This window comes from Streptomyces sp. RK9 (genome assembly GCF_045070545.1).
Lineage (GTDB): Bacteria > Actinomycetota > Actinomycetes > Streptomycetales > Streptomycetaceae > Streptomyces > Streptomyces alboflavus.
Genome location: NZ_CP173704.1, coordinates 3591679 through 3615443, shown reverse-complemented (window position 1 = coordinate 3615443; position 23765 = coordinate 3591679). Strand labels below are relative to the sequence as shown.

The 23765-nt window shown below is 72.9% G+C and carries 17 protein-coding genes and 1 pseudogene; 6 read left to right on the top strand and 12 right to left on the bottom strand.

The genetic code is table 11. The annotated features are described in order from the left end of the window. Nucleotides 1–2: 2 nt before the first annotated feature. The 3 genes and pseudogenes from AB6L24_RS35845 to AB6L24_RS35835 form a co-directional block, all read right to left on the bottom strand. Complete coding sequence (locus AB6L24_RS35845) at nucleotides 3–1115, bottom strand: CDP-alcohol phosphatidyltransferase family protein (protein ID WP_405662454.1); 1113 nt, start codon at nucleotides 1113–1115, stop codon at nucleotides 3–5. Between the two features lie 277 nt (nucleotides 1116–1392). Then, nucleotides 1393–2689, bottom strand: a pseudogene (gene mgt, locus AB6L24_RS35840) (macrolide-inactivating glycosyltransferase). Further along, nucleotides 2686–3084 (bottom strand): MarR family winged helix-turn-helix transcriptional regulator, encoded by a 399-nt coding sequence (locus AB6L24_RS35835; protein ID WP_405663556.1) that lies wholly within the window; start codon nucleotides 3082–3084, stop codon nucleotides 2686–2688. Before AB6L24_RS35835 ends, mgt begins: the two are co-directional and overlap by 4 nt. A gap of 148 nt (nucleotides 3085–3232) precedes the next feature. On the opposite strand from AB6L24_RS35835, the gene AB6L24_RS35830 reads away from it, so the two are divergent. After that, on the top strand, nucleotides 3233–4330 hold the full coding sequence (locus tag AB6L24_RS35830) for a hypothetical protein (RefSeq protein ID WP_405662452.1): 1098 nt from the start codon (nucleotides 3233–3235) through the stop codon (nucleotides 4328–4330). 62 nt (nucleotides 4331–4392) lie between these two features. Here the strand turns inward: AB6L24_RS35830 and AB6L24_RS35825 are convergent, their stop codons facing one another. Genes AB6L24_RS35825 through AB6L24_RS35815 form a run of 3 tightly spaced genes read right to left on the bottom strand, consistent with a single transcriptional unit; the run spans nucleotide 4393 to nucleotide 7519 of the window. Beyond that, nucleotides 4393–5688, bottom strand: coding sequence for an ABC transporter substrate-binding protein (locus AB6L24_RS35825; protein ID WP_405662450.1), 1296 nt, complete (start codon nucleotides 5686–5688; stop codon nucleotides 4393–4395). Beyond that, nucleotides 5688–6527 carry a carbohydrate ABC transporter permease gene (locus AB6L24_RS35820; RefSeq protein ID WP_380856605.1) on the bottom strand — a complete coding sequence of 280 codons (840 nt, stop codon included), beginning with the start codon at nucleotides 6525–6527 and terminating at the stop codon, nucleotides 5688–5690. The genes AB6L24_RS35825 and AB6L24_RS35820 overlap by 1 nt, the downstream gene beginning before the upstream one ends. Continuing rightward, a complete protein-coding gene (locus tag AB6L24_RS35815; protein WP_405662447.1) occupies nucleotides 6524–7519 on the bottom strand; it encodes a carbohydrate ABC transporter permease in 996 nt (331 codons plus the stop codon). Before AB6L24_RS35815 ends, AB6L24_RS35820 begins: the two co-directional genes overlap by 4 nt. A gap of 192 nt (nucleotides 7520–7711) precedes the next feature. Between AB6L24_RS35815 and AB6L24_RS35810 the strand changes: the two genes are divergently transcribed. Then, entirely contained in the window at nucleotides 7712–8578 is an 867-nt protein-coding gene (locus tag AB6L24_RS35810; protein ID WP_405662445.1) for a phosphotransferase enzyme family protein, read from the top strand. A gap of 206 nt (nucleotides 8579–8784) precedes the next feature. Here AB6L24_RS35810 and AB6L24_RS35805 read toward each other — a convergent pair whose 3' ends face one another. The 4 genes from AB6L24_RS35805 to AB6L24_RS35790 all read right to left on the bottom strand — a co-directional run bounded on the left by AB6L24_RS35805 (nucleotide 8785) and on the right by AB6L24_RS35790 (nucleotide 13150). Next, nucleotides 8785–9492 (bottom strand): 3'-5' exonuclease, encoded by a 708-nt coding sequence (locus tag AB6L24_RS35805; RefSeq protein WP_405662442.1) that lies wholly within the window; start codon nucleotides 9490–9492, stop codon nucleotides 8785–8787. A gap of 103 nt (nucleotides 9493–9595) precedes the next feature. Continuing rightward, nucleotides 9596–10837 carry an SAV2148 family HEPN domain-containing protein gene (locus AB6L24_RS35800; protein ID WP_380856617.1) on the bottom strand — a complete coding sequence of 414 codons (1242 nt, stop codon included), beginning with the start codon at nucleotides 10835–10837 and terminating at the stop codon, nucleotides 9596–9598. Nucleotides 10838–10941: 104 nt separating this feature from the next. After that, nucleotides 10942–12270: a copper amine oxidase gene (locus AB6L24_RS35795; RefSeq protein ID WP_380856620.1), complete on the bottom strand. Its 1329-nt coding sequence runs from the start codon at nucleotides 12268–12270 to the stop codon at nucleotides 10942–10944. A gap of 85 nt (nucleotides 12271–12355) precedes the next feature. Further along, nucleotides 12356–13150 carry a Tat pathway signal sequence domain protein gene (locus AB6L24_RS35790; protein ID WP_380856623.1) on the bottom strand — a complete coding sequence of 265 codons (795 nt, stop codon included), beginning with the start codon at nucleotides 13148–13150 and terminating at the stop codon, nucleotides 12356–12358. Between the two features lie 162 nt (nucleotides 13151–13312). Here AB6L24_RS35790 and glgX point away from each other — a divergent pair, with 162 nt between their 5' ends. Further along, nucleotides 13313–15421 (top strand): glycogen debranching protein GlgX, encoded by a 2109-nt coding sequence (gene glgX / locus AB6L24_RS35785; protein WP_405662438.1) that lies wholly within the window; start codon nucleotides 13313–13315, stop codon nucleotides 15419–15421. A gap of 27 nt (nucleotides 15422–15448) precedes the next feature. Here glgX and AB6L24_RS35780 read toward each other — a convergent pair whose 3' ends face one another. After that, nucleotides 15449–16807: an MFS transporter gene (locus tag AB6L24_RS35780; protein ID WP_405662436.1), complete on the bottom strand. Its 1359-nt coding sequence runs from the start codon at nucleotides 16805–16807 to the stop codon at nucleotides 15449–15451. 81 nt (nucleotides 16808–16888) lie between these two features. Here AB6L24_RS35780 and treY point away from each other — a divergent pair, with 81 nt between their 5' ends. Together treY and AB6L24_RS35770 are read left to right on the top strand one after the other, a co-directional pair. Beyond that, the gene (gene treY, locus AB6L24_RS35775) at nucleotides 16889–19426 is read left to right on the top strand and encodes a malto-oligosyltrehalose synthase (protein WP_405662434.1); all 2538 of its coding nucleotides are present in this window, start codon (nucleotides 16889–16891) and stop codon (nucleotides 19424–19426) included. 117 nt (nucleotides 19427–19543) lie between these two features. Next, a complete protein-coding gene (locus AB6L24_RS35770; protein WP_405662431.1) occupies nucleotides 19544–20794 on the top strand; it encodes a M14 family zinc carboxypeptidase in 1251 nt (416 codons plus the stop codon). Between the two features lie 47 nt (nucleotides 20795–20841). On the opposite strand, the gene AB6L24_RS35765 is transcribed toward AB6L24_RS35770, so the two are convergent. Beyond that, complete coding sequence (locus AB6L24_RS35765; RefSeq protein ID WP_051811445.1) at nucleotides 20842–21402, bottom strand: DUF1707 and FHA domain-containing protein; 561 nt, start codon at nucleotides 21400–21402, stop codon at nucleotides 20842–20844. 251 nt (nucleotides 21403–21653) lie between these two features. On the opposite strand from AB6L24_RS35765, the gene AB6L24_RS35760 reads away from it, so the two are divergent. Continuing rightward, nucleotides 21654–23675 (top strand): ATP-binding protein, encoded by a 2022-nt coding sequence (locus AB6L24_RS35760; RefSeq protein ID WP_405662428.1) that lies wholly within the window; start codon nucleotides 21654–21656, stop codon nucleotides 23673–23675. Nucleotides 23676–23765: the final 90 nt, after the last annotated feature.

Genomic DNA, 23765 nt, shown 5'->3' with positions numbered 1-23765 from the left:
GCTTACGCGGCCGTCGCGACCTCGCGCTTCTCGAAGGAGTCCAGCGTCCGGGAGAAGTCCCGGGTGGAGAGCAGCAGCTTGTAGATGATGGCGAGTTCGAAGACCAGGAGCAGCGCGCCGGAGACGATCGTCGCGGGGATGACGACGTCGAACAGCGGGCCGATGATGAAGACGCCCATCTGGAACTCGATGCCGCTCACCAGGTGCGTACGGATGCGGTGCCGCAGCAGGAAGGACCGCGCCCGCAGGTACGCGGGGAACTTGCCCCGGAACTCCTGGTGCAGGTCGATGACCTGGGCCTTGCGGCGGGGTCCGGCGCCCGCGGGGGCGGGGTCGCCGGGGGAACCGGCGTCGGCGTAGGACTCGGCGCGGGAACCGGCGTCGGCGTACGACTCGGCGTGCGAACCGGCGTCGGCGTACGACTCGATCCGGGAGTCGGCGTCGTCGGCCGAGTGGACCTCGGAAGCGACGCCCTCCGCCTTGGCCCGCTCCAGGTCCTGCTCCACGTCCGCCTCGGGGTTGTCCCGCAGCAGATCCTCCATGAAGGCCAGCTCGGCGGCGTTCTCGGCGCGGCGGGCGGCCCGCACGCGTGCCTTGATCTGCTTGCGCATGGTGTGCCGGATCTTGAATATCTCCAGCGAGTTGATGTACCGGAGCGTGTCCAGGAACACCACGGCGACCGCGAGCCAGATGTAGGTCTCGTCGTGCGTGCGCGCGTACTGACCGCCCATCAGGGCGACCCCGCACACCATCACCCGGATCCGGTCGAAGACGAAGTCGAGCCAGGCGCCGAAGACGGAACCCTGCCCGGTGAGGCGGGCGACCTTCCCGTCCATGCAGTCAAGGACGAAGCTGAAGTGGTAGATCACCGCGCCGAGCACCAGCCACTGCCAGTCACCGAACGCGAAGAACACCGACGAGACGAGCCCGAGCACGAACGCGCCCCAGGTGATCTGGTTGGGCGTGATCCTCGTGTACCGCGCCGTCAGCCGCACGAGCGGCGTGGCGAGCGGGTCCACGAGGATCACCGTCCACCACGCGTCGCGCTTCTTCTGGGTGATGCGGCGTACCTCGGCGAGCGGTGGCACGTCGGGGCGAGCGGACTGTCGTGACATGGGTCAACTTCCTGGCGTTCGAATGAAGTTCATCTCACGCTAGGTAGCCGTTCACGGAAGGAACAAGCGCTTACGTACGCAACCTTTGGGCAGGGTTATCGGTCACACAGACATACCCGGTCCATGGCCAAGTCAGGATGGACCCGCGTTATGCGAGCGTTATCCAATGACTCGGCCGTTACCGAAAGGCGTCGCGGAGCGTTACGTCAGGCCCGGTCGGCACTCCCCACACTCATACCGAAGTGCCACCAACCCGCCTTGAAGTACCACCAAACGGTCACCGCTCCCCGCCCGCGGCCTTCACAGCGCCGCCACGCGCGGCCCGCACAATCTCCTCCTCGATCAGGTCGGCCGCCATCTTCGTGCCGCCCTCCCCCGCCATGCCGGCGCGCACCTCGTCGAGCCTGCGGGCGACTTCGGGGTCGGCCACCAGGTCGAGGACCGCCGCGCGCAGCGTCTTCGCGTCGGCCTCCTCCATGGGCAGGTGCCGGGCGACCCCGAGGCCCTGGAGCATGTCCGCGTTGCCGAACTGGTCGACGGCCTGCGGCACGGCCACCATCGGCGTCCCCGTGGCGAGGCCCTCCTGGCTGCCGCCCGCCCCGGCGTGCGTGATGAAGGCGTCGGCCTGCTTGAGGATCGCCAGCTGCGGCACCCAGCGGTGCACCTCGACGTTGGCGGGCACCTCGCCGAGGTCGGCGATGTCGACGTGCTTGCCGATCTGGAGCACCAGGTGCCAGCCGGGCAGGTCACCGAAGGCCTCGACACACGCACGGTAGAACCCCGGCTGCTTGGTGAACGCCGAGCCGAGCGACACGAGCACCACCTTCTCCGCGTCCGCCGGGCGCTGCCAGTCGCCCTGCGCGGCGCGGTCGCCCTGGCAGGCGCCGACGAAGGTGTGCACCCTCTCGTCGACCCGGTCGGCGTTCGGCTGCAGCGCCTTGGGGATCAGGACGAGCGAGCGCGGCGGGCGGCCGACGAACGGGTCGTGGTGCTGGGTGATCCCGTTCTCCGCGAGCCAGGCCGCGAAGCGCGCGAAGTACGCCCGGCCGCGCTCGGTCTCCCGCAGCGGCGCGTAGAGCGGTTCGCCGACCTCCTCCTCGTACCCCTCCCAGGCCACCAGGTTCGGCGAGAGGGAGATCTCGGGGACGCCCCAGCGGCGGGCGAGCACGCGCGCGGGGTAGGAGGTGATGTCGTGCAGGACGATGTCCGGCTCGTCGCCCTCGTACGCCGCGAGGAGCTGGGGCAGCGCGTTGACGGCGTCGTTCAGGAACGGCTCGATGTTGTCGATCAGGGTGTCGCCCCAGGCCTCCGGGTCGGCGTCGGGGCCCGGGAGCGTGGTGGTGTAGAGCACGGGTTCGGCCCCGGTCTCGGCGATCTTCTCCTCGAAGGCGTGCGGGATCGCGTACGTGACGCGGTGGCCGCGGGCGACGAGTTCCCGGATCACTTCGAGGCTCGGGTTCACGTGCCCGTGGGCGGCGATGGAGAACATGGCGACATGGGCACGCTGCGGTGTGGTCATGCCCCGAACCTTAAGCGAGACGATACGTCTCGTGCAACCCTTTTCCCGGCGTCAGGGCGCCTCCCCCTCCGGCGCCCCCGCGTTGTACCGCAGCAGATACTCCGCGAAGCGCTCCAGGTCCGGCCCGCTCCAGCCCGCGAGCCGCTCGCGGAACGCCACCCGGCGGCTGTCGGTGACCTGCTGGAGCAGCCCCGTGCCGCGCCCGGTCAGGTGCAGCACCTGCACGCGGTGGTCGTCCGGATCGAGGCGCCGCTCCACCAGGCCCGCCTTCTCCAGGGCCCCCACCTGCCTGCTGATCGTCGACTTGTCGAGCGTGTAGTACGCCGCGAGGTCCGTGGCCCGGCAGCCACCCCGGTCCTCCAGGTGGCTCAGGAGCGTGAAGGACACCAGGGAGAGCTCGGGGTGCATCCGGGCGGCACTGGCCCGCGCCCGCCGCGCGAACGCCGTCATCTCACGCTGGATGATCTCGATCGGCCCGCCTGGGCCCGGCTCGTTCTCGGCCACGGTTTCCGCCTCCTCCGCGAATGGTTGTACAGTACAACATTGAGTGTGAGTTGTATAAGCCAACTACCTGTCGAGCCTTCTGGGAGCGATCTGCATGACGGCCAACGCCCGCGGCCCCCTGGGCCCCCTCGGTCACGTACTCGTCCATCTCGTGACGCCCTTGCTGATGTGCCTGGGCATGGGCCTCGCCTATATGAGCGCCTTCGTCACGCCCGAGCCGCACCGGCTGCCGGTCGCGGTCGTCGGCACCGACGCCCGCGCCCACGACGTCGCCCGCTCCCTCGGCGCCGGTGCGGGCGACGCCCTCGACGTGCGGCCGCTCGCCTCCCGCGCGCAGGCCGTCGACGCGCTGAAGTCCCTCGACATCTCCGGCGCGTACGTCCCGGACGCCAAGGCCCCCGAGCTCCTGGTGGCCTCGGCGGGCTCCGACATGAGCGCGCTCGCCACGGAGAAGGTCTTCACGCCGCTCGCCGCGGCCGAGGGCGCTCCCCTGAAGGTCACCGACGTGGCCGCCCCCGTCGACGACGACCCGACCGGGCAGGGACTCTTCTTCCTCCTGGTCGCCGTGAGCATCGGCTCCTACGCCTCGGTCGCCGCGCTCGGCGCCGCGGGCGCGGGGCTGCGGATGCGGACGCGGGCCGCGCTCGCCGCCGGGGTCTCGCTCGCCGTGAGCGTGATCGGGGCGGCCCTCGCGGGGCCGGTGTTCCACCTCGCGCACCACGGGCTCGCCGGGGTGTGGGCGATGGCCTGGCTGTACTCGGCGGGCATCCTCTTCATCGGCCTCGGCCTGCACACGTTCCTGAAGCGCTGGACGACGCTCGCGATGATGGTCCTCTTCGTGATGCTCAACTTCACGTCGTCCGGCGGCCTGTTCCGGCCCGAGCTGCAGAACGGCTTCTACGGCTCGCTGCACTCCTTCTGGAACGGCGCGGGCTTCGTCGAGGGCGTCCGGGGCCAGTTGTACTTCGACGGCCTCGACCTCGGCCGGTCCGTCTGGACGCTGGTCGCGTGGCTGGCGGCGGGGCTCGCGCTCACGGCGGTGGCGGCGGTGCGGGAGCGCGGGCGGCGCGCGGCCGCGGCGGGCCTCGCGGTCGCGGCGGACGGGGAGGACGGGGAGGACGGGGAGGACAAGGCTGACAGGGCAGACGGGGAGGCCGCGGAGGAGGAGCTGGAGGAGTCGGTCGGCGTCTGAGCCGGTACGCGGGTACGGGAACCACAGGTGTGCGTGGCCCCCGTACCCGCGTACCGCGACCGTCAGCGCTGGTAGCGCTTCAGGACCAGGTTGCCGTCCTTCACCAGGCGTTCGCGCAGCTCGTCCAGGCCGATCGCGCCGCTGTAGTACTCCTGGAGCGCCGGGGTCGCGATCTTGTCCTTCCACTCCGGGTAGCCGCGCACGGACTGGGCGGGGGCGGGACGCAGGTGTCCCGCGAGGGCGGTCCCGGTCGCCCAGTCGTCCTTCCTGGTGCGCAGCGCCGGGTCCTTCAGGGCTTCCTTGCCGGTGGGCAGCATCCAGTCGCCACGCGCGAGCCGCACCATGTTCGCGGGCCGCAGGAAGAAGTCGATGAACTGGGCGGCCTCCTTCTTGTGCGGGCTGTCCTCGGCGACCGAGAGGGTCTGCGGGCTGACGCCCTGCGCGAGCCCGTCCGCCCCGGCGGGCGCGGGCAGGACCTGCCAGTCGAAGCCCTTGGGCGCCTGCTGGGAGATCTGCTGACGGTAGGAGAAGCCGAGCGGCACCATGGCGTACTTGCCGCCGAAGAAGCCGGGCAGCGTGTCCGAGCCGCCCATGCCGAGCGTGCTGCCCGACGCGCTGCCGTCCACGTTGACCTGGTCGTGGACGGTGCGCGGCATGACCTCGTCGGCCGTCTCGAAGCGGATCTCCGCCTTGCCGTCGGCGCGCCGGTGGAACAGCTTGCCGCCGGTCGACAGGGACAGGTTGAGCGTCGCCGACACCGGGTCCTTCAGGGGCCAGGCGACGCCGAACTTACCGTCGCCGTCGCCGAGTTCCTTTGTCACCGACCGGAACTCCGGCCAGCTCCACGGCTTCTCGGGCGTCGGGACGCGCACCCCGGACTCCTTCAGCCACTTCGCGTTGGCGATCAGGACGCGCGGCTCCTGGAGGAACGGCACTCCGTAGACCTTGCCGCCGAAGGTCGCCGTGTCCCAACTCGTCTTCGGGATGTCCGACTTCAGCCGCTGCGGCAGGAGGTCGCCGAGGTCCGCGAGATAGCCGCCGTAGGCGAAGTCCGCGAGGTCGTCGGACGCGTCGTGGATGATGTCCGGCGCCTCACCGCCCTCGAAGGAGGTGAGCAGCTGGTCGTGAATGCTGGTCCAACTGCCCTGGACGTACTCGACCTTGACGTCGGGGTGGGTGGCGTTCCACTCCTTCACCAGCTCCTTGTTGGCCTCGACGGACTCCTGCTGCCAGGCCAGGGACTGGAAGCGCAGCGTGATCCGGCCGTCCGACTCGCCGTCGCCGCCGTCGGAGCACCCGGCGAGCAGCAGGACGAGCGCGGCGGCCGCGGCGCCGCACCCGCGTACGCGTACCGTCATCAGCTCTTCACCGCCCCGGCCAGCATGCCGCCGGTGATCCGCTTCTGGATGATCGCGAAGACCACGAGCGAGGGGAGCGTCGCGAGGAACGCGGCGGCGGCGAGCGGGCCGAGGTCGGCCGCGCCCTCCGCGCCGAGGAAGTGCGTGAGGACGACCGGCAACGTCTGTTTCTCCGGGGTCTTGAGCAGGACGAGCGCGAAGAAGAACTCGTTCCACGCGGTGATGAACGCGAACAGGGCCGTCGCCACGATGCCCGGCGCGAGCAGCGGCGCGGTCACCGAGACCAGCGTGCGCAGCTTGCTCGCGCCGTCGACGGCGGCGGCCTCCTCCAGCTCGGTCGGCACGGCACGGACGTACCCGACGAGCATCCACAGGGCGAACGGCAGCGCCCACACCACGTACACCATGATCAGCCCGGGCAGCGAGTTGATCAGGTGCAGGTTCTTCAGGACCAGGAACAGCGGGATGATCACCAGGACGAACGGGAACGCCTGGCTGACCACGACCCAGCCGGTCGCGGCCCGCGCGAGCAGGGTGCGGTGGCGCGCCATGACGTACGCCATCGGGGTCGCGATGACGACGGCGACGACGGCCGCGCTCAGCGCCGCGACCAGGGAGTTGCCCGCCGCTTCGAGCAGCGGCTGTTCGTCGAAGGCCTGGCGGTAGTTGGCGAGGGTGGGGTCCTTCGGGATCCAGGTGGGGTGCAGGCTGCCCAGTTCGCGCGCCGGTTTGAAGGACGTGGAGATCAGCCACAGGAACGGGAAGGCGAGGAACACCAGATACGCGAGGAGCGCCAGGTACTGGCCCGCCCGCGCGGGCCTGCTGGTACGTCGGGTCACCGCTGGTCGCCCCCTCTCAGCCGGCCCACGAGATACACGGCGAGCAGCACCGAGATGAGCGCGACCATCACACAGCCCATCGCGGCCGCGTAGCCGAACTGGCCGTAGCGGAAGGCCTCTTCGTACGCGAACAGCATCGGAAGGCGGGTGCGCCCGCCGGGGCCGCCGTTGGTCAGCACGTAGACCAGGGCGAAGGAGTTGAAGTTCCAGATGAAGTTGAGCGCCGTGATCGCGAGGGCGATGGGCTTCAGGGCGGGCCAGGTGACGGTGCGGAAGCGGCGCCAGGCGCCCGCGCCGTCCATCTCGGCGGCCTCGTGGAGTTCGCGCGGCACGTTCTGCAGCCCGGCGAGCAGCGCGACGGTCGTCTGCGGCATGCCCGCCCAGACGCCGACGACGATGACGGCGGGCAGCGCGGTGCCGATGCCCGTCAACCAGTCGCGACCGTCCCCGAAGCCGAGATCGCGCAGGGTCTCGTTGAGGATTCCCGCATCAGGGTTGTAGACGAGGCGCCACATGATGCCGACGACGACCTCCGGCATCGCCCACGGGATGATCGCGAGCGAGCGGGCCAGCCAGCGCAGGCGCAGGTTCTGGCTGAGCAGGAGAGCGAGGCCGAGGGCCAGGACGAACTGCGGCACGGTCACGCCGACGGCCCACAGCAGGCCGATCCGGAACGAGTCCCAGAACAGGGTGTCGTGCAGCAGGTCCTGGAAGTTGAGGAGTCCGATCCACTCGGTGGGCTCGGTGCGGCCCGACTGGGAGTCGGTGAAGGCGAGGGAGATGCCGTAGAGCAGCGGGCCGACGCTGAGGACGAGGATCGGGAGCAGCGCGGGCAGGACCAGGAACCAGGCCCCGTGGTCCATCACCCGGGCGCGCGCCGCGCCCCTGCCCTCGCCCCCGTCGTCCCCGGTGCGTCTGCGACGGCCCCACCACCATCGGCCCCCGCCGGAGCCGCTGCTGCCGGACCGCTCGCTCGCGGTCGCCAATGTCACGGAATCGGCTCCTTTGGGCGGCTGATTGGGTTTTGGCCGCCCAGGCGGCCCCCGTCATCGTGCTGATGTGACCTTGATACGTCAAGCGACCGCGCACGCCGGAAGTCCGGTCTGGCCTGTGCGAATGCGAGACTTGCGCGGCGGCTGGAGACTTCCGGCCGTGGGCGAGGCACCGGGTGCGGGAGGCATGGGATGGACGAGGCACGGGCACGGGACGTACTGAACTCCGCGGGGCTCGCGGGCTCCGCCGGCGACCGCCCCGAGCTGATCGCTCTCGGCGAGAACGCGGTGTTCGCCGTGGGCGACCTCGTGGTGAAGGTCGGCCGGGACGCGCCGGAGCTCCTCGACCGGGCGCGGCGCGAGCTGGCCGTCGCCGAGTGGCTGCGGGCGTGCGGGGTACCGGCCGTGCGGGCCGCCGAGCCCAAGCCGTGGTTCGTCGCCGGGCATCCGCTGACCCTCTGGCACCGGCTGCCCCCGGCCGTGCGGCCCGCCGGGCCCGCCGATCTGGCCGAACTCCTGCGCCTCGTGCACGCGCTGCCCGCTCCCTCGTTCCGGCTGCCCCGGCGTGAGTTGCTCGGTGGGGTCGAGCGGTGGCTGCGGCTCGCCGGGCACGCGATCGACGCGGAGGACGCGGAGTATCTGCGGGCTCGGCGGGACGGGTTCGCGGCTGCCGTCGTCGCGCTCGTGCCGCACCTCACGCCCGGGCCCCTGCACGGGGACGCGCTGCCGCGCAACGTACTCGTCGGGCCCGAGGGGCCCGTCCTCGTGGACCTGGAGACCTTCTCCTCCGATCTGCGCGAGCACGATCTCGTCGTCATGGCGCTGTCCCGGGACCGGTACGGGCTCGGGGGCGAGGCCTATGACGAGTTCACCCGGGTCTACGGGTGGGACGTGCGGGAGTGGGAGGGGTGTTCCGTCCTGCGGGGGGCCCGGGAGACCGCGAGTTGCGCGTGGGTCGCGCAGCACGCTCCCGCCAACCCTCGGGCGTTGGCTGAATTCCGCCGCCGCGTGGGATCCCTCCGGGACGGGGACCCGACGGTGCGGTGGCATCCGTTCTAAGGGGCCGGGGTGTGCCGTTGCCCTGGGTCGGGGGGACTGCCGAATCGGCGCTCCGCGCCTCGTCCTCAATCGCCGGACGGGCTGAAATTCAGCCGGGGCGGGCCAAAGAGGTACCGCGAGGCTGATGGTGCCGGGCTGTTGCTCAGCAGAGTGCAGGTTTGGGCGGGTGGGTGGGAGAAAGCCCGTGCCACCCGCGCGGGGACCCGTCAGGCCGCCCGCAACGGCCACGTCCCGTCCACCACAGCGGCAGCGTCCCCCTTGCGGCGCAAGAAGTTCTGGAAGTCGGCCGCCCACTCCGCGTACCACCGGACCTGCTGGCGGTGGAGTTCGGCCACGCCGAGGTCGGCGACCTTGGTGTGGCGGGCGGCTATGGCGTGGGCGAGGCGGGCGGCGGCGAGGGCGTCGGCGGAGGCGTCGTGGGCGGAGTCGAGGACGATGCCGTACTCGGTGCAGACCGCGGCGAGGTTGCGCTTGCCGCGGCGGTACCGGTCGACGGAGCGGTCGATGGTGTACGGGTCGACGACGGGCGCGGGCTCCGCGCCGCCGAGCCGGTCCCGCAGGGACGGCAGCCCGTGCCGGCGCAGCTCGGCGGCGAGCAGGCTCAGGTCGAAGGCGGCGTTGTAGGCCACGACGGGGACGCCCGCCTGCCAGTACGACACCAGGACCGCGGCTATCGCGTCGGCGACCTCCGCGCCGGGGCGCCCCTCGGCGGCGGCCTTCTCGTCGGTGATCCCGTGCACGGCCACCGCGTCCTGCGGGATCGGCACGCCGGGGTCCGCGAGCCACTCGCGGCGACCCAGCTCCTGCCCGGCCCTGACCTCGATCACCGCCCCCGTGACGATGCGCGCCTGAAGCGGATCCGTGCCCGTCGTCTCCAGGTCGAAGCCGATCAGCAGCTCCTGGTGCCAGCCCATGGCCGCCCCCTTCGTCGTGGTGCTTTCCCCCAGTGGTCCCCACGATCCCATGCGCCACTGACAATCAGATGGCCGGATTCCGCTTCTCCCCGCGGGGCACCCCTCACGACACCGGCCGCGAGTCCGCCCACGCCGTCTCGAACTCCTCCCGGTAGGTCGCGAAGAGTCCGTGCTCGCCGTGATCGCCCGGCTTCACCACCCTGCCGCCGCCGCGCAGCACCAGCACGGGCACCTCCATGCCGCGGGTGCGGCGGAGGTAGGACTGGACGACCGCGATGCCGTCCGCCCCGTCCCCGTCGACCAGATAGGCCGTGAAGCGCGGCGTCTCGTCGAAGACCTGGATCTCGAAGGCGCCGGGGTCCCGCAGCCGGGACCGCACCCGCCGCATGTGCAGGATGTTCGTCTCGACGGAGCGGCTGAGCTCGCCCCGCTTGAGTCCGAGTTCCCGCTCGCGCCGCTTGACGGCGCTGCTCGCGGGGTTCAGGAAGAGCAGCCGCACCCGGCAGCCGGACTCGGCGAGCCGGATCAGACGGCGCCCGGAGAAGTTCTGGACCAGCAGGTTCAGGCCTATCCCGATGGCGTCGACGCGCCGGGCCTCGCCGAACAGGTCCTCGGCCGGGAACTGGCGGAGGAGCCGCACCCGGTCGGTGTGCACCCCGACCACGTCCGCGTACCGGTCCCCGACCAGCTCCTCGACGGCGTCGACGGGCAGGCGCCGCGCGGAGGGCGTGTCGGAGCCCGCGCCGAGGATCTCCAGGAGCCGGGCCGAGGCGCGTTCGGCCTGGGCCAGGACCGTCGGCGACAGGGCGCGGTTGCGGGAGACGACGTTGCGGGAGACCTCCAGCTCGTCCAGGGCGAGCTCGACCTCGCGCCGGTCGTCCAGATAGGGCTCGAAACACGGCCAGTGCTGCACCATCAGCTCCCGCAGCTGCGGCAGCGTCAGGAAGCTGAGGACGTTGTCGTCCGCGGGGTCGAGGAGATAGCCCTTGCGGCGGCTCACCTCGCGGACGGCGACCGCGCGCTGCACCCACTCCTGCCCCGCCGGGCCCGCCGCGGCGACGACCCAGTCGTCGGCGTGGACGGGTTCGTAGACGGGGCGCAGAACAGCGGCCACGACCGCGCGCAGCCGCTGTTCCACGAGGTTCAGCCAGATGTAGGCCCGCCCGGCCCGCTGCGCGCGCGTACGCACCTCGCGCCAGGCGTCGGCGCCCCAGTCCAGCTCGGGGCCGATCTGCGATGCCATGTCCACCGGACGTGCCAAGGACACGGCCGACGGCGGGACACTGGCGGAGCCCTCCTCGTGACCCTCGTCACCAGGGGGCAGTTCCCGCCCACCCGAGCTCACCCACGCACCGCCTTCCGCTCCCCCCGGACTCTCCCCAGTCAACGATCAAGGAAGGGTACTCCGGGAGCGGCGGGCGGTGCAGCCGGATGGAGCGGGCACTTTCCTCAATTGCCGATCGGGATCTGTCCGTTGTGGCCCGCGAGGTCCTGCGGCGTGAGCGGGTTCATGGCCGTGACGTCGCGCGGGGCCAGGGCGAAGCCCTGCCAGTGGACCGGCATGGGCTGCTGGTCCTCGTCCCGGGCGATGTGGTGGAAGCCGATGTTGACCCAGGTGATGGGGTGCTTGAGGGTCTCCCCGTTCGACCACTGGTCGACACTCTTCGGGTAGCCGTTCGGGCAGCCTATGTTGGCGCTCGCGTACTGCTCGCACTTCTTGTACTCGGTGAAGTACACGTCGTGCTTGGTGTAGGGCCGCCCGATGTGCTTGTTGCTGGCCCCGGGGACGATCTCGTACGAGCGCGGGTGCTTGTCCTTGTTCTTGCCCGTGGCGCTGACCACGCGCCACCAGCGCATGTCCTTGCGGTCGCCGGTGAGTTCCTTGGTGACGGGCGTGCGGGTCGTCTTCGTGGTCGGGCTGCCGCCGTTGGTGGACGGGGTGACCTTGGAGTCGTACTGCTCGACCTTGGCCTTCGGGGAGCCGTCGAGGCCGAAGTTCAGGCGCCAGAAGACGTTGTGCGAGTGGCTCTCGGCCTTGGCCTGGTCGCCCTTGCCGATGGGCCAGCCGCGGCTGTCGCCGCCGTCGAAGTCGAACGGCGAGAGGCTGCCGGTCGCGCCCACGTTGGAGGTGATGGTGCCGTCCGAGGAGAAGCGCCACTCGGTGATGTACTCGTACCAGGAGGCCTTGTTGACGGTGTAGACGAGCAGGTCCTTGCCCTGGGCGGTGTAGACCTTGCCGTTGCCGCCGGTGGACTGGTCGTGGGTGAGGCGGTACGCGTGCCCACGCGCGCGCGTGGTGGTGCACAGGCCCTTGACGTTGCCCCGGTCGGGCACCTTCACGGTCTTGATGGTGCCGCCGGGGCACTCGCCGGGCTTGAGGGCCTGCAGGGCCTGGCCGAAGTCGGTGTCGGTGACGTCCTGGAACTCGGCGTCGCCGTCGTCGTAGGGCACGTGGATCTGGGCGAGGCGGGCGCTGGTGAGGACCGGGATGGGCTTGGGCTCGCCCTTGGGCTGGTAGCTGATCTTGTCGAGGATCAGCCCGGAGTACGAGTTGTAGTGCCAGCACATCCGCCAGGTCGTACCGCCGTCGACGGTCTGCTCGATCTTGTAGGCGGCGCTGCAGTCGGCGGCCGCGGCGGGCGGGGCCTCGGGAGCGGCGGCGGCCGGTCCCGCGGGGCCCGCGGCGGCGAGGCCGGCCCCGATCAGCGCGGAGACCGCGAGGACCGTGCCGGCCCTCCTGCGGGCGCGCGAAAGTCTGTTGCCGTGAGAGGCGTCCATACGGAAGTGACTCCTTCAGGAGGAGAAGTGTGTGGGTGCCCTGCCCCGCCGTCCTGCGGGTGCGGGCGGTGGTCTGCCGGGCGGGTCAGCCCAGGCGGCCCACGTCACGCGAGCTGAGGTCCACGACGAAGGCGCGGGTGTCGATCCACGGGCCGCGCTTGACCTTCGCGACGACCTGGAAGCACCGGTGCTTGCCGCACTCGGAGAGCTCCGCGGGGATCTTCAGGTTCGTCTGCTTGCTGAAGATGAAGCCGCTCAGGTCGAGGTCGCCGGGCCCGGTGAGGTCCTTGCCGGTGGCCTTCTTGTAGTCCTGCTTCAGGCCCTTGCCGAGCGGGTCGGCGATCAGCAGCTGGGTGGCCTCGGTCAGCTCGTCCTTGGTGGGTGGCGGCTGCACGTTGTGCGCCGAGTTCGTGGACTCCACCTTGCCGGTCTCCAGATTGACCGTCTTGGTGATCGCCGCGTCCTTCTTGTAGTCGTAGTACACGATCTGCGCGCGGCGCGCGGCGTCGGCGCCCTCGGCGGGGTCGTTCTCCGCGAGGTTCGTGGAGAGCCGCTGCGGCCCGCGGTCGCCCTCCACGTCCCGTGCGCTGGTGCGCAGCCCGTTGCTGTCCAGGGCCGCCTTCTCGGCGCGCTCGGTCTCGGCGTCGGTCAGCGGGTCGCTGCCTATGCCTTTGTCGCCCTCCTCGGGCGCGTCCTCGACGACTCCCTCGGGCGCGATCGCGTCCTGTCGCGCCGAACCCGCCGCCGTGCTGCGGTCCCCCCTGTCACCCGCGCCGGCCCCCTCCGGCAGCGTGACGACGACCATCGCGGCGGTCGCGACGACGGCGAGGGCGCCGCCCGCCACGACCTTCCCCAGATGACGTCTGACTAGTTCGCCCATATCCTCCCCCTTTTTCTCCCGTACAGCCCCATTTTTAGGGCATGTCGAGTATGTGGTCAGTCGGTTAGACGGGCTCAACTCCCGGGCGGTTGCCCCACTTTCGAGCAGAGTCTGGGCGAACTCCGGTCATGAGGCGGGGGCGATCGTGGAAGAGTCATAGGCATGCAGGTCTGGCCTGGGCAGGCGTATCCACTCGGCGCCACGTACGACGGCGCCGGTACCAACTTCGCGGTCTTCTCCGAGGCCGCCGACAGATTGGAGCTGTGTCTGCTGCACGACGACGGCTCGGAGACCGCCGTCGAGCTGCGCGAATCCGACGCCTTCGTGCGCCACGCCTATCTGCCCGGGATCATGCCGGGCCAGCGGTACGGCTTTCGCGCGCACGGCCCGTTCGACCCCGCGCGCGGGCTGCGGCTCAACTCGGCGAAGCTGCTCCTCGACCCGTACGCGCACGCCGTGAGCGGCGCCGTCGGCTGGGGCGAGGAGGTGTACGGCTACCACTTCGGCTCCCCGGACGAGCGCAACGACCTGGACTCGGCGCCGCACATGATGACGTCGGTGGTGGTCAACCCGTACTTCGACTGGGGCGACGACCGCCCGCCGCGCACCCCGTACAACGAGACCGTCATCTACGAAGCCCACGTCAAGGGCCTCACGATGCTCCACCCCGAGCTGCCCGACGAGCTGCGCGGTACGTACGCGGCCCTCGCGCACCCGGCGGTCATCGAGCACCTGACGGCGCTCGGCGTCACCGCCCTGGAGCTGATGCCGGTCCACCAGTTCGTGAACGACCACCGGCTCGTGGACCTCGGCCTGAACAACTACTGGGGCTACAACACCATCGGCTTCTTCGCGCCCCACAACGCCTACGCCTCCTGGGGCGACCGGGGCGAGCAGGTCCTGGAGTTCAAGTCGGCGGTGCGGGCGCTGCACGCGGCCGGGATCGAGGTGATCCTGGACGTGGTCTACAACCACACGGCCGAGGGCAACCACCTGGGCCCCACGTTGTCCTTCCGGGGCCTGGACAACGCCTCGTACTACCGGCTCACCGACGATCCCCGCTACTACATGGACACCACGGGGACCGGCAACTCGCTCCTGATGCGCAACCCCCACGTCCTCCAGCTGATCATGGACTCGCTGCGGCACTGGGTCACCGAGATGCATGTGGACGGCTTCCGCTTCGACCTCGCGGCGACGCTCGCGCGGCAGTTCCACGAGGTGGACCGGCTCTCCTCGTTCTTCGACCTGGTGCAGCAGGACCCCGTGGTCAGCCAGGTGAAGCTGATCGCGGAGCCGTGGGACGTCGGCGAGGGCGGCTATCAGGTGGGCAACTTCCCGCCGCTGTGGACGGAGTGGAACGGCAAGTACCGCGACACGGTGCGGGACATGTGGCGCGGTGAGCCGCGCACGCTCGCGGAGTTCGCGTCCCGGCTCACCGGGTCCTCCGACCTGTACCAGGGCGACGGGCGGCGCCCCCTCGCCTCGATCAACTTCGTCACCTGCCACGACGGGTTCACGCTGCACGACCTGGTCGCGTACAACGACAAGCACAACGAAGCCAACGGCGAGGACAACCAGGACGGCGAGAGCCACAACCGGTCCTGGAACTGCGGCGTCGAGGGCGAGACCGACGACGCGGACGTCCTCGCGCTGCGCGCCCGCCAGATCCGCAACTTCGTCGCCACCCTGATGCTGTCCCAGGGCGTGCCGATGCTCAGCCACGGCGACGAGTTCGCCCGCACCCAGGGCGGCAACAACAACGCCTACTGCCAGGACAACGAGGTCGCGTGGGTGCGCTGGCCCGAGGGCGACAGCACGCTCCTGGAGTTCACACGCGCGATGACGTGGCTGCGCCGCGACCACGCCGTCCTGCGCAGGCGCCGGTTCTTCCACGGCCGTCCGGTCGAGGGCACGCACGACGAGCTGTCCGACATCTCCTGGTTCACGCCCGAGGGCGAGGAGATGACGCAGGACGACTGGGACGCGGCGCAGGCACGTGCCCTGACGGTGTTCCTCAACGGCAACGCGATCTCCGAGCCCGGGGAACGCGGGGAACGCATCACCGACGACTCGTTCCTGCTGATGTTCAACGCCTCCGCCGAAGCCCTCGACTTCGTGGTGCCGGTGAACCAGGGGGCGCAGTGGCAGGTGGTGGTGGACACCGCCCGTGAGGACGGTGTGCCGCCGGGGACGGGCGGGAAGGTGCGGGCGGGCGAGCGGGTCACGCTGGTCGACCGGAGCCTGGTGGTGCTGCAGCGGCCGGCCTGAGGGGCGTCCTCCCCGGCTCCGGCCGGCTCACCTGCCCGGGCGGGCGAGCAGCGCCACCACGAAGGCCACCGCCGCGGCCGCGCTGCCGAGCGCGAACGCGGCGCCCGCCCCGTGCGTCTCGGCGAGGCGCCCGGCGACCGCGAGCGTGACGGCCTGGCCGCCGACGAAGGCGCTCGCCGCGAACGTCATGCCCTCGGCGAGCCGCGCCTGCGGCACGGAGCGTTCGGTGAGGGCGAAGCCGGTGATGAGGTTCGGGGCGTACACGGCGCCGAAGACGGTCACGACGGCGTACAGGGCCGCCATGCTGTGCGTCCAAACCAGCGGCAGCGAGAGCAGCGCCGCGGCGGCCGTCGCCACCCGCCAGCGCGCGTGCAGCCCGAACCGGTCCGGCAGCGCGGCCGTCGCGAGCCCGGTGACGGCACTCATCACGCCCATCGCGGCGTAGACCAGGCCCGCCTGGCCGGACGCGCCGAGTTCCTCGGTGAGCGCGGTGATCCCGGCCCCGCAGGCGCCGAGCAGCACGCCGAGGAAGACCAGGCCGACCCGGACGACGTACACCTCGCGCGGCAGCGGCGGGCGGCCCCCGGGGGCGCTCCGCGCGGTCGGCCCGCCGGTGGGGACGGCGCGGGCCGTCGGGTGCAGCGCGAAGCCCGTGCCGCAGACGGCGACCAGGACGGCCGCGACCCCGAAGGCGTACGCGGGGTGGCCGGCCAGGGCCGCGAGGCCGACGAGGGCGGGGCCGAGGACGAAGGACAGCTCGTCCATCGTGGACTCCAGGGACAGCGCGGTGCCGACGAGCCGCACGTCCCCGCCCTCCTTCCGGACCAGGCGCACCACGCGGGCCCGGGCGAGCGGCCCGATCCCGGGCACGCTGGCGCCCGCCAGGACGCCCAGGAGGAGCAGCGCGAGGGTGGGCAGGCCCAGGAGCGCGCCGAGCGTGTACGCGGCCACACAGAGGGCGTTGAGCGCCGCGAACGCCAGGACCACGGGCCGCTGCCCGCGCCGGTCCGCGAGCCGGCCGACGAACGGGCCCGCGCTCACCTGCCCGAGCGCCAGCGCGCACGCGACGGCTCCCCCGGTCGCGATCGACCCGCTGGTCCGGCTGACCAGCAGCACGCTGCCGAACTGGATCACGGCCACGGGCAGCCGCCCCAGGAACGACACCACGGGGAGCGCGGCCCCGGTGACGGCGAGCACCTGCCGGTAGGCGTCGAGGGTGGCACCGCGGCCCCCGGACTCGCGCGCCCCGGACTCGCGCGCCCCGGACCTCCGCGCCCCGGACTCGCGCGCCCCGGCGTCACCCGCGGCGGCCTCGCCCGCCGTCGCCCGGTCCGGGGCCTCCGTCCCCTCGTCCCGTGCCGTGATCCCCCGCGTGCTCTCAGCCATCGTCGGACGCTAACCGCCGCCCGGTCCGCGTACGCATGCGTCGAAGGCACGAAAGGCGGTGAGGCGGGTACGTACGTTCGCATGACGTCTGCGCGCTCCGTCCCTGTGGTTCCGCCGCCGCCCACCGCCACGTACCGGCTTCAGGTGCAGCCGGACTTCCCGTTCGCGGCCGCCGCGCGGGCGGTGCCGTATCTGGCCTCGCTGGGGGTCTCGCACCTGCACCTGTCGCCCGTCCTCGAGGCGGTGCCGGGGTCGACGCACGGGTACGACGTCGTGGACCACGGGCGGGTGCGGGCGGAGCTGGGGGGTGAGGAGGGGCTGCGGGCGCTCGCGCGGACGGCTCGGGACGCCGGGCTCGGGCTCGTCGTGGACATCGTGCCGAACCACATGGCGGCGGTGCCGCGGCACAACCGGGCGCTGTGGGAGGTGCTTCGCGAGGGCCCGGACTCGCCGTACGCGCGCTGGTTCGACATCGACTGGGAGGCGGGCGGCGGCAAGGTGCTGCTGCCCGTGCTCGGGCGAAGGATCGGCCGGGAGCTGGAGCACCTGCGCGTGGAGGGCGGCGTGCTGCGCCACCACGACCAGGAGTTCCCGCTGCGGGCGGGCACGGAGGGGCTGCCGCTGCCGCGACTCCTCGACGCCCAGTGGTACCGCCTGGCCTGGTGGCGCCTCGCCCGCACGGAGATCAACTACCGGCGCTTCTTCACCATCTCGGACCTCGTCGCCGTCCGCGTGGAGGACCCGGAGGTGTTCGACGCCACGCACGCGACGGTGCTGCGGCTCCTGTCCGAGGGGGTCGTGGACGGCCTGCGCGTGGACCACCCCGACGGCCTCGCCGACCCCGGGGCGTACCTCCAGCGGCTGCACGAGGCGACGGGCGGGCGCTGGACGGCCGTCGAGAAGATCCTGGCCGACGGGGAGCCGCTGCCCGCCGCCTGGCCGGTGGCGGGCACCACGGGCTATGACGCCCTGCGGCACGTCGACGGGGTCCTCACGGACGAGGCGGGCGCCGCCGAACTCCTCGCCCGCTACCGCGCGTTCGCGGCGCCGCCCGCCGACCGCGGCGGGGACTGGACGGCGACGCTGCGGCGCGCCGCGTACAAGGTCGTCACGCGCGAGCTGGCCGCCGAGGTCGACCGCCTCACGCGCGAGGCGGCGGCGCTGTGCGCGACGGACCCCGCGCTGCGCGACCACGCGCCGTGGGCGCTGCGGACGGCGCTGCGGGAACTCCTCGTACGCCTTGAGGTCTACCGTCCGTACGCCACCGGGGGCGCCGATCCCGAGACGGTCCTGACGGCCGGGGCGGCGCGCGAGGCCAAGCGGGTGTTCGCCGTCCCCGAGGAGGCCGAGGCCGTGGACGCGGTGCGGGACCTGGTGCTCGGCAGGGCGCCGGGGGACGGGGCGCGCGCGGCGTTCCGGGCGCGGTTCGGGCAGACGGCCGCCGCGCTGCGGGCCAAGTCGGTGGAGGACACGGCGTTCTACCGGCACGCGCCGCTCCTGTCCGCGGCCGAGGTGGGCGGCGCGCCCGCACGGCCCGCCGTGGACGTGGCGGAGTTCCACGCGTACTGCGCGCGCGTGCAGCGCGACTGGCCGTACTCGGGCACCGTCCTGACGACGCACGACTCCAAGCGCAGCGCGGACGTGCGGGCGGCCGTGAGCGTGCTCTCGCAGGCGCCCGCGCGGTGGGCGGCACTGCTCACGGAGCTGACGCGCAGGACCGCGCGGGCCGGCGGCACGCGGGCACCCGACCCGCAACTGGCGTGGGCCGCCTGGCAGACGGCGTTCGGGTTCGCCCCATCGGCGCTCACGGCGGGGGCGGCGGCGCAGGCCGGGCCGTACGGTGAGCGGCTCCAAGGGGCGCTGTTGAAGCACGTCCGGGAGGCCGGGCTGCACACGAGCTGGACGGAGCCCGACGAGGCGTACGAGGGGGCGGTGACGGCGTTCCTCCAGGCCGGGCCGTGCGGGCCGCCGCTGCACGCGGTGACCGAGTTCGCCGCGGAACTGGCACCGCACGTGCGGGCCAACGTGCTCGCCGGGGCGCTGCTGCACCTGACGATGCCCGGGGTGCCCGACCTCTACCAGGGCACCGAGCGCGACTACCGGGCCCTGGTGGACCCGGACAACCGGCATCCCGTGGCGTTCGGCGATCCCCTCGACGCTTCCGGGGGCGCGCTCGACGGCTCGGCGGACTCCTTGGACCCGTCGTCTCCGGAGGGGGACCCAGCGCTACCGGAGAAGGGCGAGGGCGGCGCGCGGGACCTGTCCGCCGAGAAGCTGGCGGTGACCGTCGCGGCGCTGCGGCTGCGGGCACGGCGGCCGGAACTCTTCGGCGGCGCGGGCACGTACGAGCCGCTGGCCGCGACGGGCCCCGGCGCCGGGCACTGCCTCGCGCACACGCGCTCCGGGGGCGTCGTGGTGGCCGTGACGCGCCTGTCGCTGCGGCTCGCCGACGCGGGCGGCTGGGGGGACACCGCGCTGCCGCTGCCCGAGGGCGACTGGGCCGATCTGCTCGTACCGGGGCGGCGGTTCAGCGGGCACGCGCGCGTGGCGGACGTGTTCGCGGAACTGCCGGTGGCGCTCCTGGAACGCACGGGGGAAGCGCCGCGCACGGGACGGTGACGCGGCGGAGGCGTGCCCTTCTTGCGCGGGCCCTGGGGAGCCCGGGTCCGGAGTGCTTGACACCTGAACCGCCGCGTGGCGTACTGCGGATTGCGTCAGCGGACGGACCAGCGGGGGGTGAGTCAACTGGCGGAAAACCGCTATCCCACGGTTCCCGAACTCGTCCTGTCCGTTCGGGATCTTGCGGCCCACCGTCCCGAACTGAGCACGCTGCGCCGCGTCGGCACCTCACGCGGCGGCCGTCCCCTGCACCTGCTGTCCGTGGGCCACTCCCCCCACGCCGTCCTGGTGGTCGCGGGCGCCCACGCCAACGAGCCCACCGGCGGCTCGACCCTCCTCGCGCTCGCCGAACAGGCGGTGCGTACACGGGAGTTGCGGACGGACACCTCCTGGCACTTCCTGCTGTGCGCGGACCCGGACGGCGCCAGCCTGCACCGGACCCCGGCACCGCGCAGCCTCCTCGACTACCACCGGCACTTCTTCCGTCCGGCGGGCCCCGAGCAGCCCGAGTGGTCGCCCTCGGTGCTCCCGCCGGACCGGCTGCCGCCGGAGACCCGCGCCCTGACCGGCGTCATCGACGAACTGCGGCCCTTCCTGCAGGTGTCCCTGCACTGCACGGACCTCGGCGGCAGCTGGGTGCAGCTGACCCGGGACATCCCGGGGCTCGCCGAGCCGTTCGCCAAGTCGGCGGCCCGCCTCGGCATCCCGGTGGAGACGGGCGCGTCGGACGCGGCCGGGTGGCCGGTGTCCGGGCCGGGCGTGCACGTGCTGCCGGGCCCCGGGTCGGCGGCGGCGTACCCGAGCCTGCCGGAGGACGCCCGGCACACGACGTGGCACCACGCGCACCGCTACGGCGGTACGACCGCCATCGTGGAGGTGCCGATGTGGGCGAGCGACACGGTGGGCGACGTCGCGGCGCACCCGGCGCCGCGCACCGCGATGCGGACCTTCGCGTCCCGGCTGCGGCACGACGCGCGCCTGGTGGAGGAGGTGCTCAGGGACGCGCTGCCCCGGCTTCCGCGCGCGGAGGGGCCGCTGCTGCGGGCGGCCAAGTGGGCGCTCGGCCTGGTGCCGGGGCTCGCCGACGACTGGGGGCGGCTGCCGCCCGCGGGCACGTCGATGGCGTACATCGGGAGCGTCGACGCGTTCGGGCGGCGGCTGCCGCTGCGGGCGGCGGCGATGCTGCTCCGGGTGCTCGACAGCGCGGGTGACCGGGCGGCGCCGCGGCTCGACCGGCTGGTGACGCTGTGGAGCGAGACGTTCGCCGAGCGGTTCGGGGCGCGCTGGGTGCCGCTGGAGCACCAGGTGGAGCACCAGGCACGGACGGCGGTGGAGGCGGCGCGGCACGCGCGCGAGGCGCTGGGCTGAGAGGGCGTGGGCGGCTCGGGGGCGGGGATCGGGGGCGGCGGTCCCGGTCAGGCCGTCGCGAGGCAGAACGACAGGCTCCCGAAGGACACCTGGTCCCCGGCCTGCACGACGGCGGCGCCGATCACCCGGCGGCCGTTCACCGACGTGCCGTTGGTCGAGCCGAGGTCGCGCAGGACCCACATGCCTCCTTGCGCGGACAGTTCGGCGTGCAGCCGCGAGACCGTGTCGTGGCTGAGCCGCAGGCCGTTCGCCGGGTCGCGGCCGATCCGCAGCGGGTACGCCCCGGGCGCCGGGAGCAGCAGCTTGGGCAGCCGCTCGGACTGCCAGGCCCTGCGCAGCTTCACCGTGAACCCGGACACCGCGCCCACGGAGCCGAGCACCAGCTTCGACCAGCGGCCCTCGGTGCGCAGGTCGGCGGTGAGCGCCGCCAGTTCGTCCCGGCGCCGGGCGGCGAGGGCCAGCTCCATGCGCCGTACGAACGTGTCGTGCGAGAGCCGGCCGAGCGCCGCGCCCTCTCTGAGCACCTCCAGGGCCCGCTCCCGCTCGGCGTCGGTCAGCCGCACCGGGTTGGTACCGGACTCGGAGGGCAGCGAGGAAGGCGAGGTCACATCGACAATTGTCGGCCAGGCCACGGCGGGTGTCCAGAAAGGGCCGGGCAGGAGCCGGTCAGGAGCCGAGCGGCGCCCCACGACGCGCTCCCCCGCCGCGCGGCCCGAGCCGTGCGCACCGCGCGTGGGCCCCGACCCGGCCGCCCCCCGGCGGACCCACGTGGATCCCAACAGCCGTACGGGTTACGGCGGCTGGACCCGGGCGCCACCCCTTGGGTCAGAATGTGCAAATGGTGGCTGATCTTCCGCAAGTGGCGAACAGTTTCGTGGGCCGTGAGACCGATCTGGACCGCGTCGCCGCCGCGCTCGCAGCGCATCCCGTGACCACCGTCACCGGCATGGCGGGCGTGGGCAAGACCCGCCTGGCGCTGGAGAGCCTGCACCGGATCGCGGCGGACCGGCCGGGCGCGTTCGGCGAGACGTGCTGGGCCGACCTCGGCGGGCTCCCGCACGAGCGGCAGCTGCTCGCGACCCTCGCGCACGCCGCGGGGTTCGCCGACCACACCACGGGGGTGGCCCTGGACGCGCTCGTCACCTGGCTGTCCGGACGCCGCTTCCTGCTCGTCCTCGACTCCTGCGAGCACCTGATCGACGCGTGCGCCGACGTGGTCGGCGAACTCCTCGCGGCCTGCCCCGACCTGAGGATCCTCGCCACGAGCAGGCAGCGCGTCGGCTTACCCGGCGAGCGCGTCGTCCCGATCGCCCCGCTGCCCGCCGACGGCGACGCGCTCACCCTGTTCCTCGACCGGGCCCTGGTCGTGGCCCCCGCACTGAGCCTGCGCACCCCGCGCCAGACCGAGAGCGCCCGGGAGATCTGTGCGCTGCTCGACGGCATCCCCCTCGCCCTCGAACTGGCCGCGGCCCAGCTGATGCACACCACCCTCCACGAACTGAGCGAGCGGCTGAGTTCGGGTCGCGCCGGTCTCATGTCGCCGACCTGGCCCGCGCGGCACCGCTCGCTGCGCCTGGCCATCGGCTGGAGCCACGAGCTGTGCGAGCCACTGGAGCGGCTGCTCTGGGCCAGGCTCTCGGTGTTCCCCGGCTCCTTCGACAGCCGCGCGGCGCGGGGCGTGTGCGCGGGCGGGCCGCTGTCCGCGGCGGCCGTCGACACGGCGCTCGCGGGCCTCACCGCCAAGTCGGTGGCCGGCCGCGAGGACGACGACCGCTACCGGCTGCCGCGGACCGTGCGGGACTACGGCGCGATGTGGCTGGAGGAGCTCCAGGAGACCGAGGCGACGGCCGCACGCCACGCCGCGTACTTCCTGGACCGCGCCCGGTCCGCGGACCGGGGCTGGGCCGGGCCCGGGCAGGCGCTGTGGTACCGCAGGATCGGGGCCGCGCACATCGACCTGTGCGCGGCCCTCGACCACTTCTGCGACCACGATCCCCCCGCCGCCGTGGAACTCGCCGCCCTGGTCGGCTTCTTCTGGGTCTGCTGCGGGCATCTGCGCGAGGCGCGCGCGTATCTGGAGCAGGTGCTCGGCCTGAGTCCGGGGTTCAGCAGGGCGGGCGAGCGGGCGTGGTGGGCCCTCGGGGTCGTCAAGGCCCTCCAGGGCGACCTCGACGGGGCCGCGGCCATCGGCCGGCGGTGCGCGCGGGGCGCCGAGCGCCTCGACGACGCCGAGGCCGGGCTGGCCGCCGCCTATCTGATCGGCCTGGCCCACCTGCTGCGCGGGGAGCCGGAGCGGGCCGAGGAGGTGGCCGACGACGCCCTCGGGGTGGCGGGGGCGCCGCCCTTCACGTCCGCGTCGACGCTGCGCTGCCATCTGGTGCGGGTGTTCGCGCTCACCGCGCTCGGCAAGCTCGACCCGGCCCGCAAGGAGGCCGCCGCGCTGCGGGCGCTCTGCGCGGCGCACGGCGAGCGCTGGACGCGCGCGTACGCCGATCAGCAGCTCGCCCTGATCGCGCTGGCGCAGGGGCGGCCCGTGCCCGCGGCCGAGCACGCCCGCGCCATGCTGACCGGCATGCGCCACCTGGGCGACACGTTCGGCATCGCCCTCGGCATGGACGTCCTGGCCGCCGCTGCCGCCGCCCGCGGCCTCGGCGAACCCGCCGCCCTGGCCGCCGGGGCCGGGCAGACGTACTGGGCCGCCGTGGGGCACGCGCAGCGCGGCACCCCCGAACTGGGCGAGATGCGCCGCGCCTGCCGGGCGGAGGCCGTCGCGGCCATCGGCGAGTACGCGTTCCAGGTGGCGTTCCGCCGGGGCGCGGAGGGGGACCCGGACGCCGTGCTCCGCCTTGCGGTGTCGGGGCACCTGTTGGAGAAGGCGTGACCTGAAGGATCGTGGCGCCGACGGATCAGGAGCCGTACGGTCCGACGGGTCCGACGGGTCCGACGGGTCCGACGGGTCCGACGGGTATAC

What these genes read in the sequence shown, in the direction of transcription:
- AB6L24_RS35810 (WP_405662445.1), top strand. Translation starts at nt 7,712, where the DNA reads ATGGACGAGGCACGGGCACGGGACGTACTGAACTCCGCGGGGCTCGCG.
- AB6L24_RS35830 (WP_405662452.1), top strand. Translation starts at nt 3,233, where the DNA reads ATGACGGCCAACGCCCGCGGCCCCCTGGGCCCCCTCGGTCACGTACTC.
- AB6L24_RS35795 (WP_380856620.1), bottom strand. Translation starts at nt 12,270, where the DNA reads ATGGACGCCTCTCACGGCAACAGACTTTCGCGCGCCCGCAGGAGGGCC.
- AB6L24_RS35835 (WP_405663556.1), bottom strand. Translation starts at nt 3,084, where the DNA reads ATGACGGCGTTCGCGCGGCGGGCGCGGGCCAGTGCCGCCCGGATGCAC.
- AB6L24_RS35845 (WP_405662454.1), bottom strand. Translation starts at nt 1,115, where the DNA reads ATGTCACGACAGTCCGCTCGCCCCGACGTGCCACCGCTCGCCGAGGTA.
- glgX (WP_405662438.1), top strand. Translation starts at nt 13,313, where the DNA reads ATGCAGGTCTGGCCTGGGCAGGCGTATCCACTCGGCGCCACGTACGAC.
- AB6L24_RS35780 (WP_405662436.1), bottom strand. Translation starts at nt 16,807, where the DNA reads ATGGCTGAGAGCACGCGGGGGATCACGGCACGGGACGAGGGGACGGAG.
- treY (WP_405662434.1), top strand. Translation starts at nt 16,889, where the DNA reads ATGACGTCTGCGCGCTCCGTCCCTGTGGTTCCGCCGCCGCCCACCGCC.
- AB6L24_RS35825 (WP_405662450.1), bottom strand. Translation starts at nt 5,688, where the DNA reads ATGACGGTACGCGTACGCGGGTGCGGCGCCGCGGCCGCCGCGCTCGTC.
- AB6L24_RS35790 (WP_380856623.1), bottom strand. Translation starts at nt 13,150, where the DNA reads ATGGGCGAACTAGTCAGACGTCATCTGGGGAAGGTCGTGGCGGGCGGC.
- AB6L24_RS35805 (WP_405662442.1), bottom strand. Translation starts at nt 9,492, where the DNA reads ATGGGCTGGCACCAGGAGCTGCTGATCGGCTTCGACCTGGAGACGACG.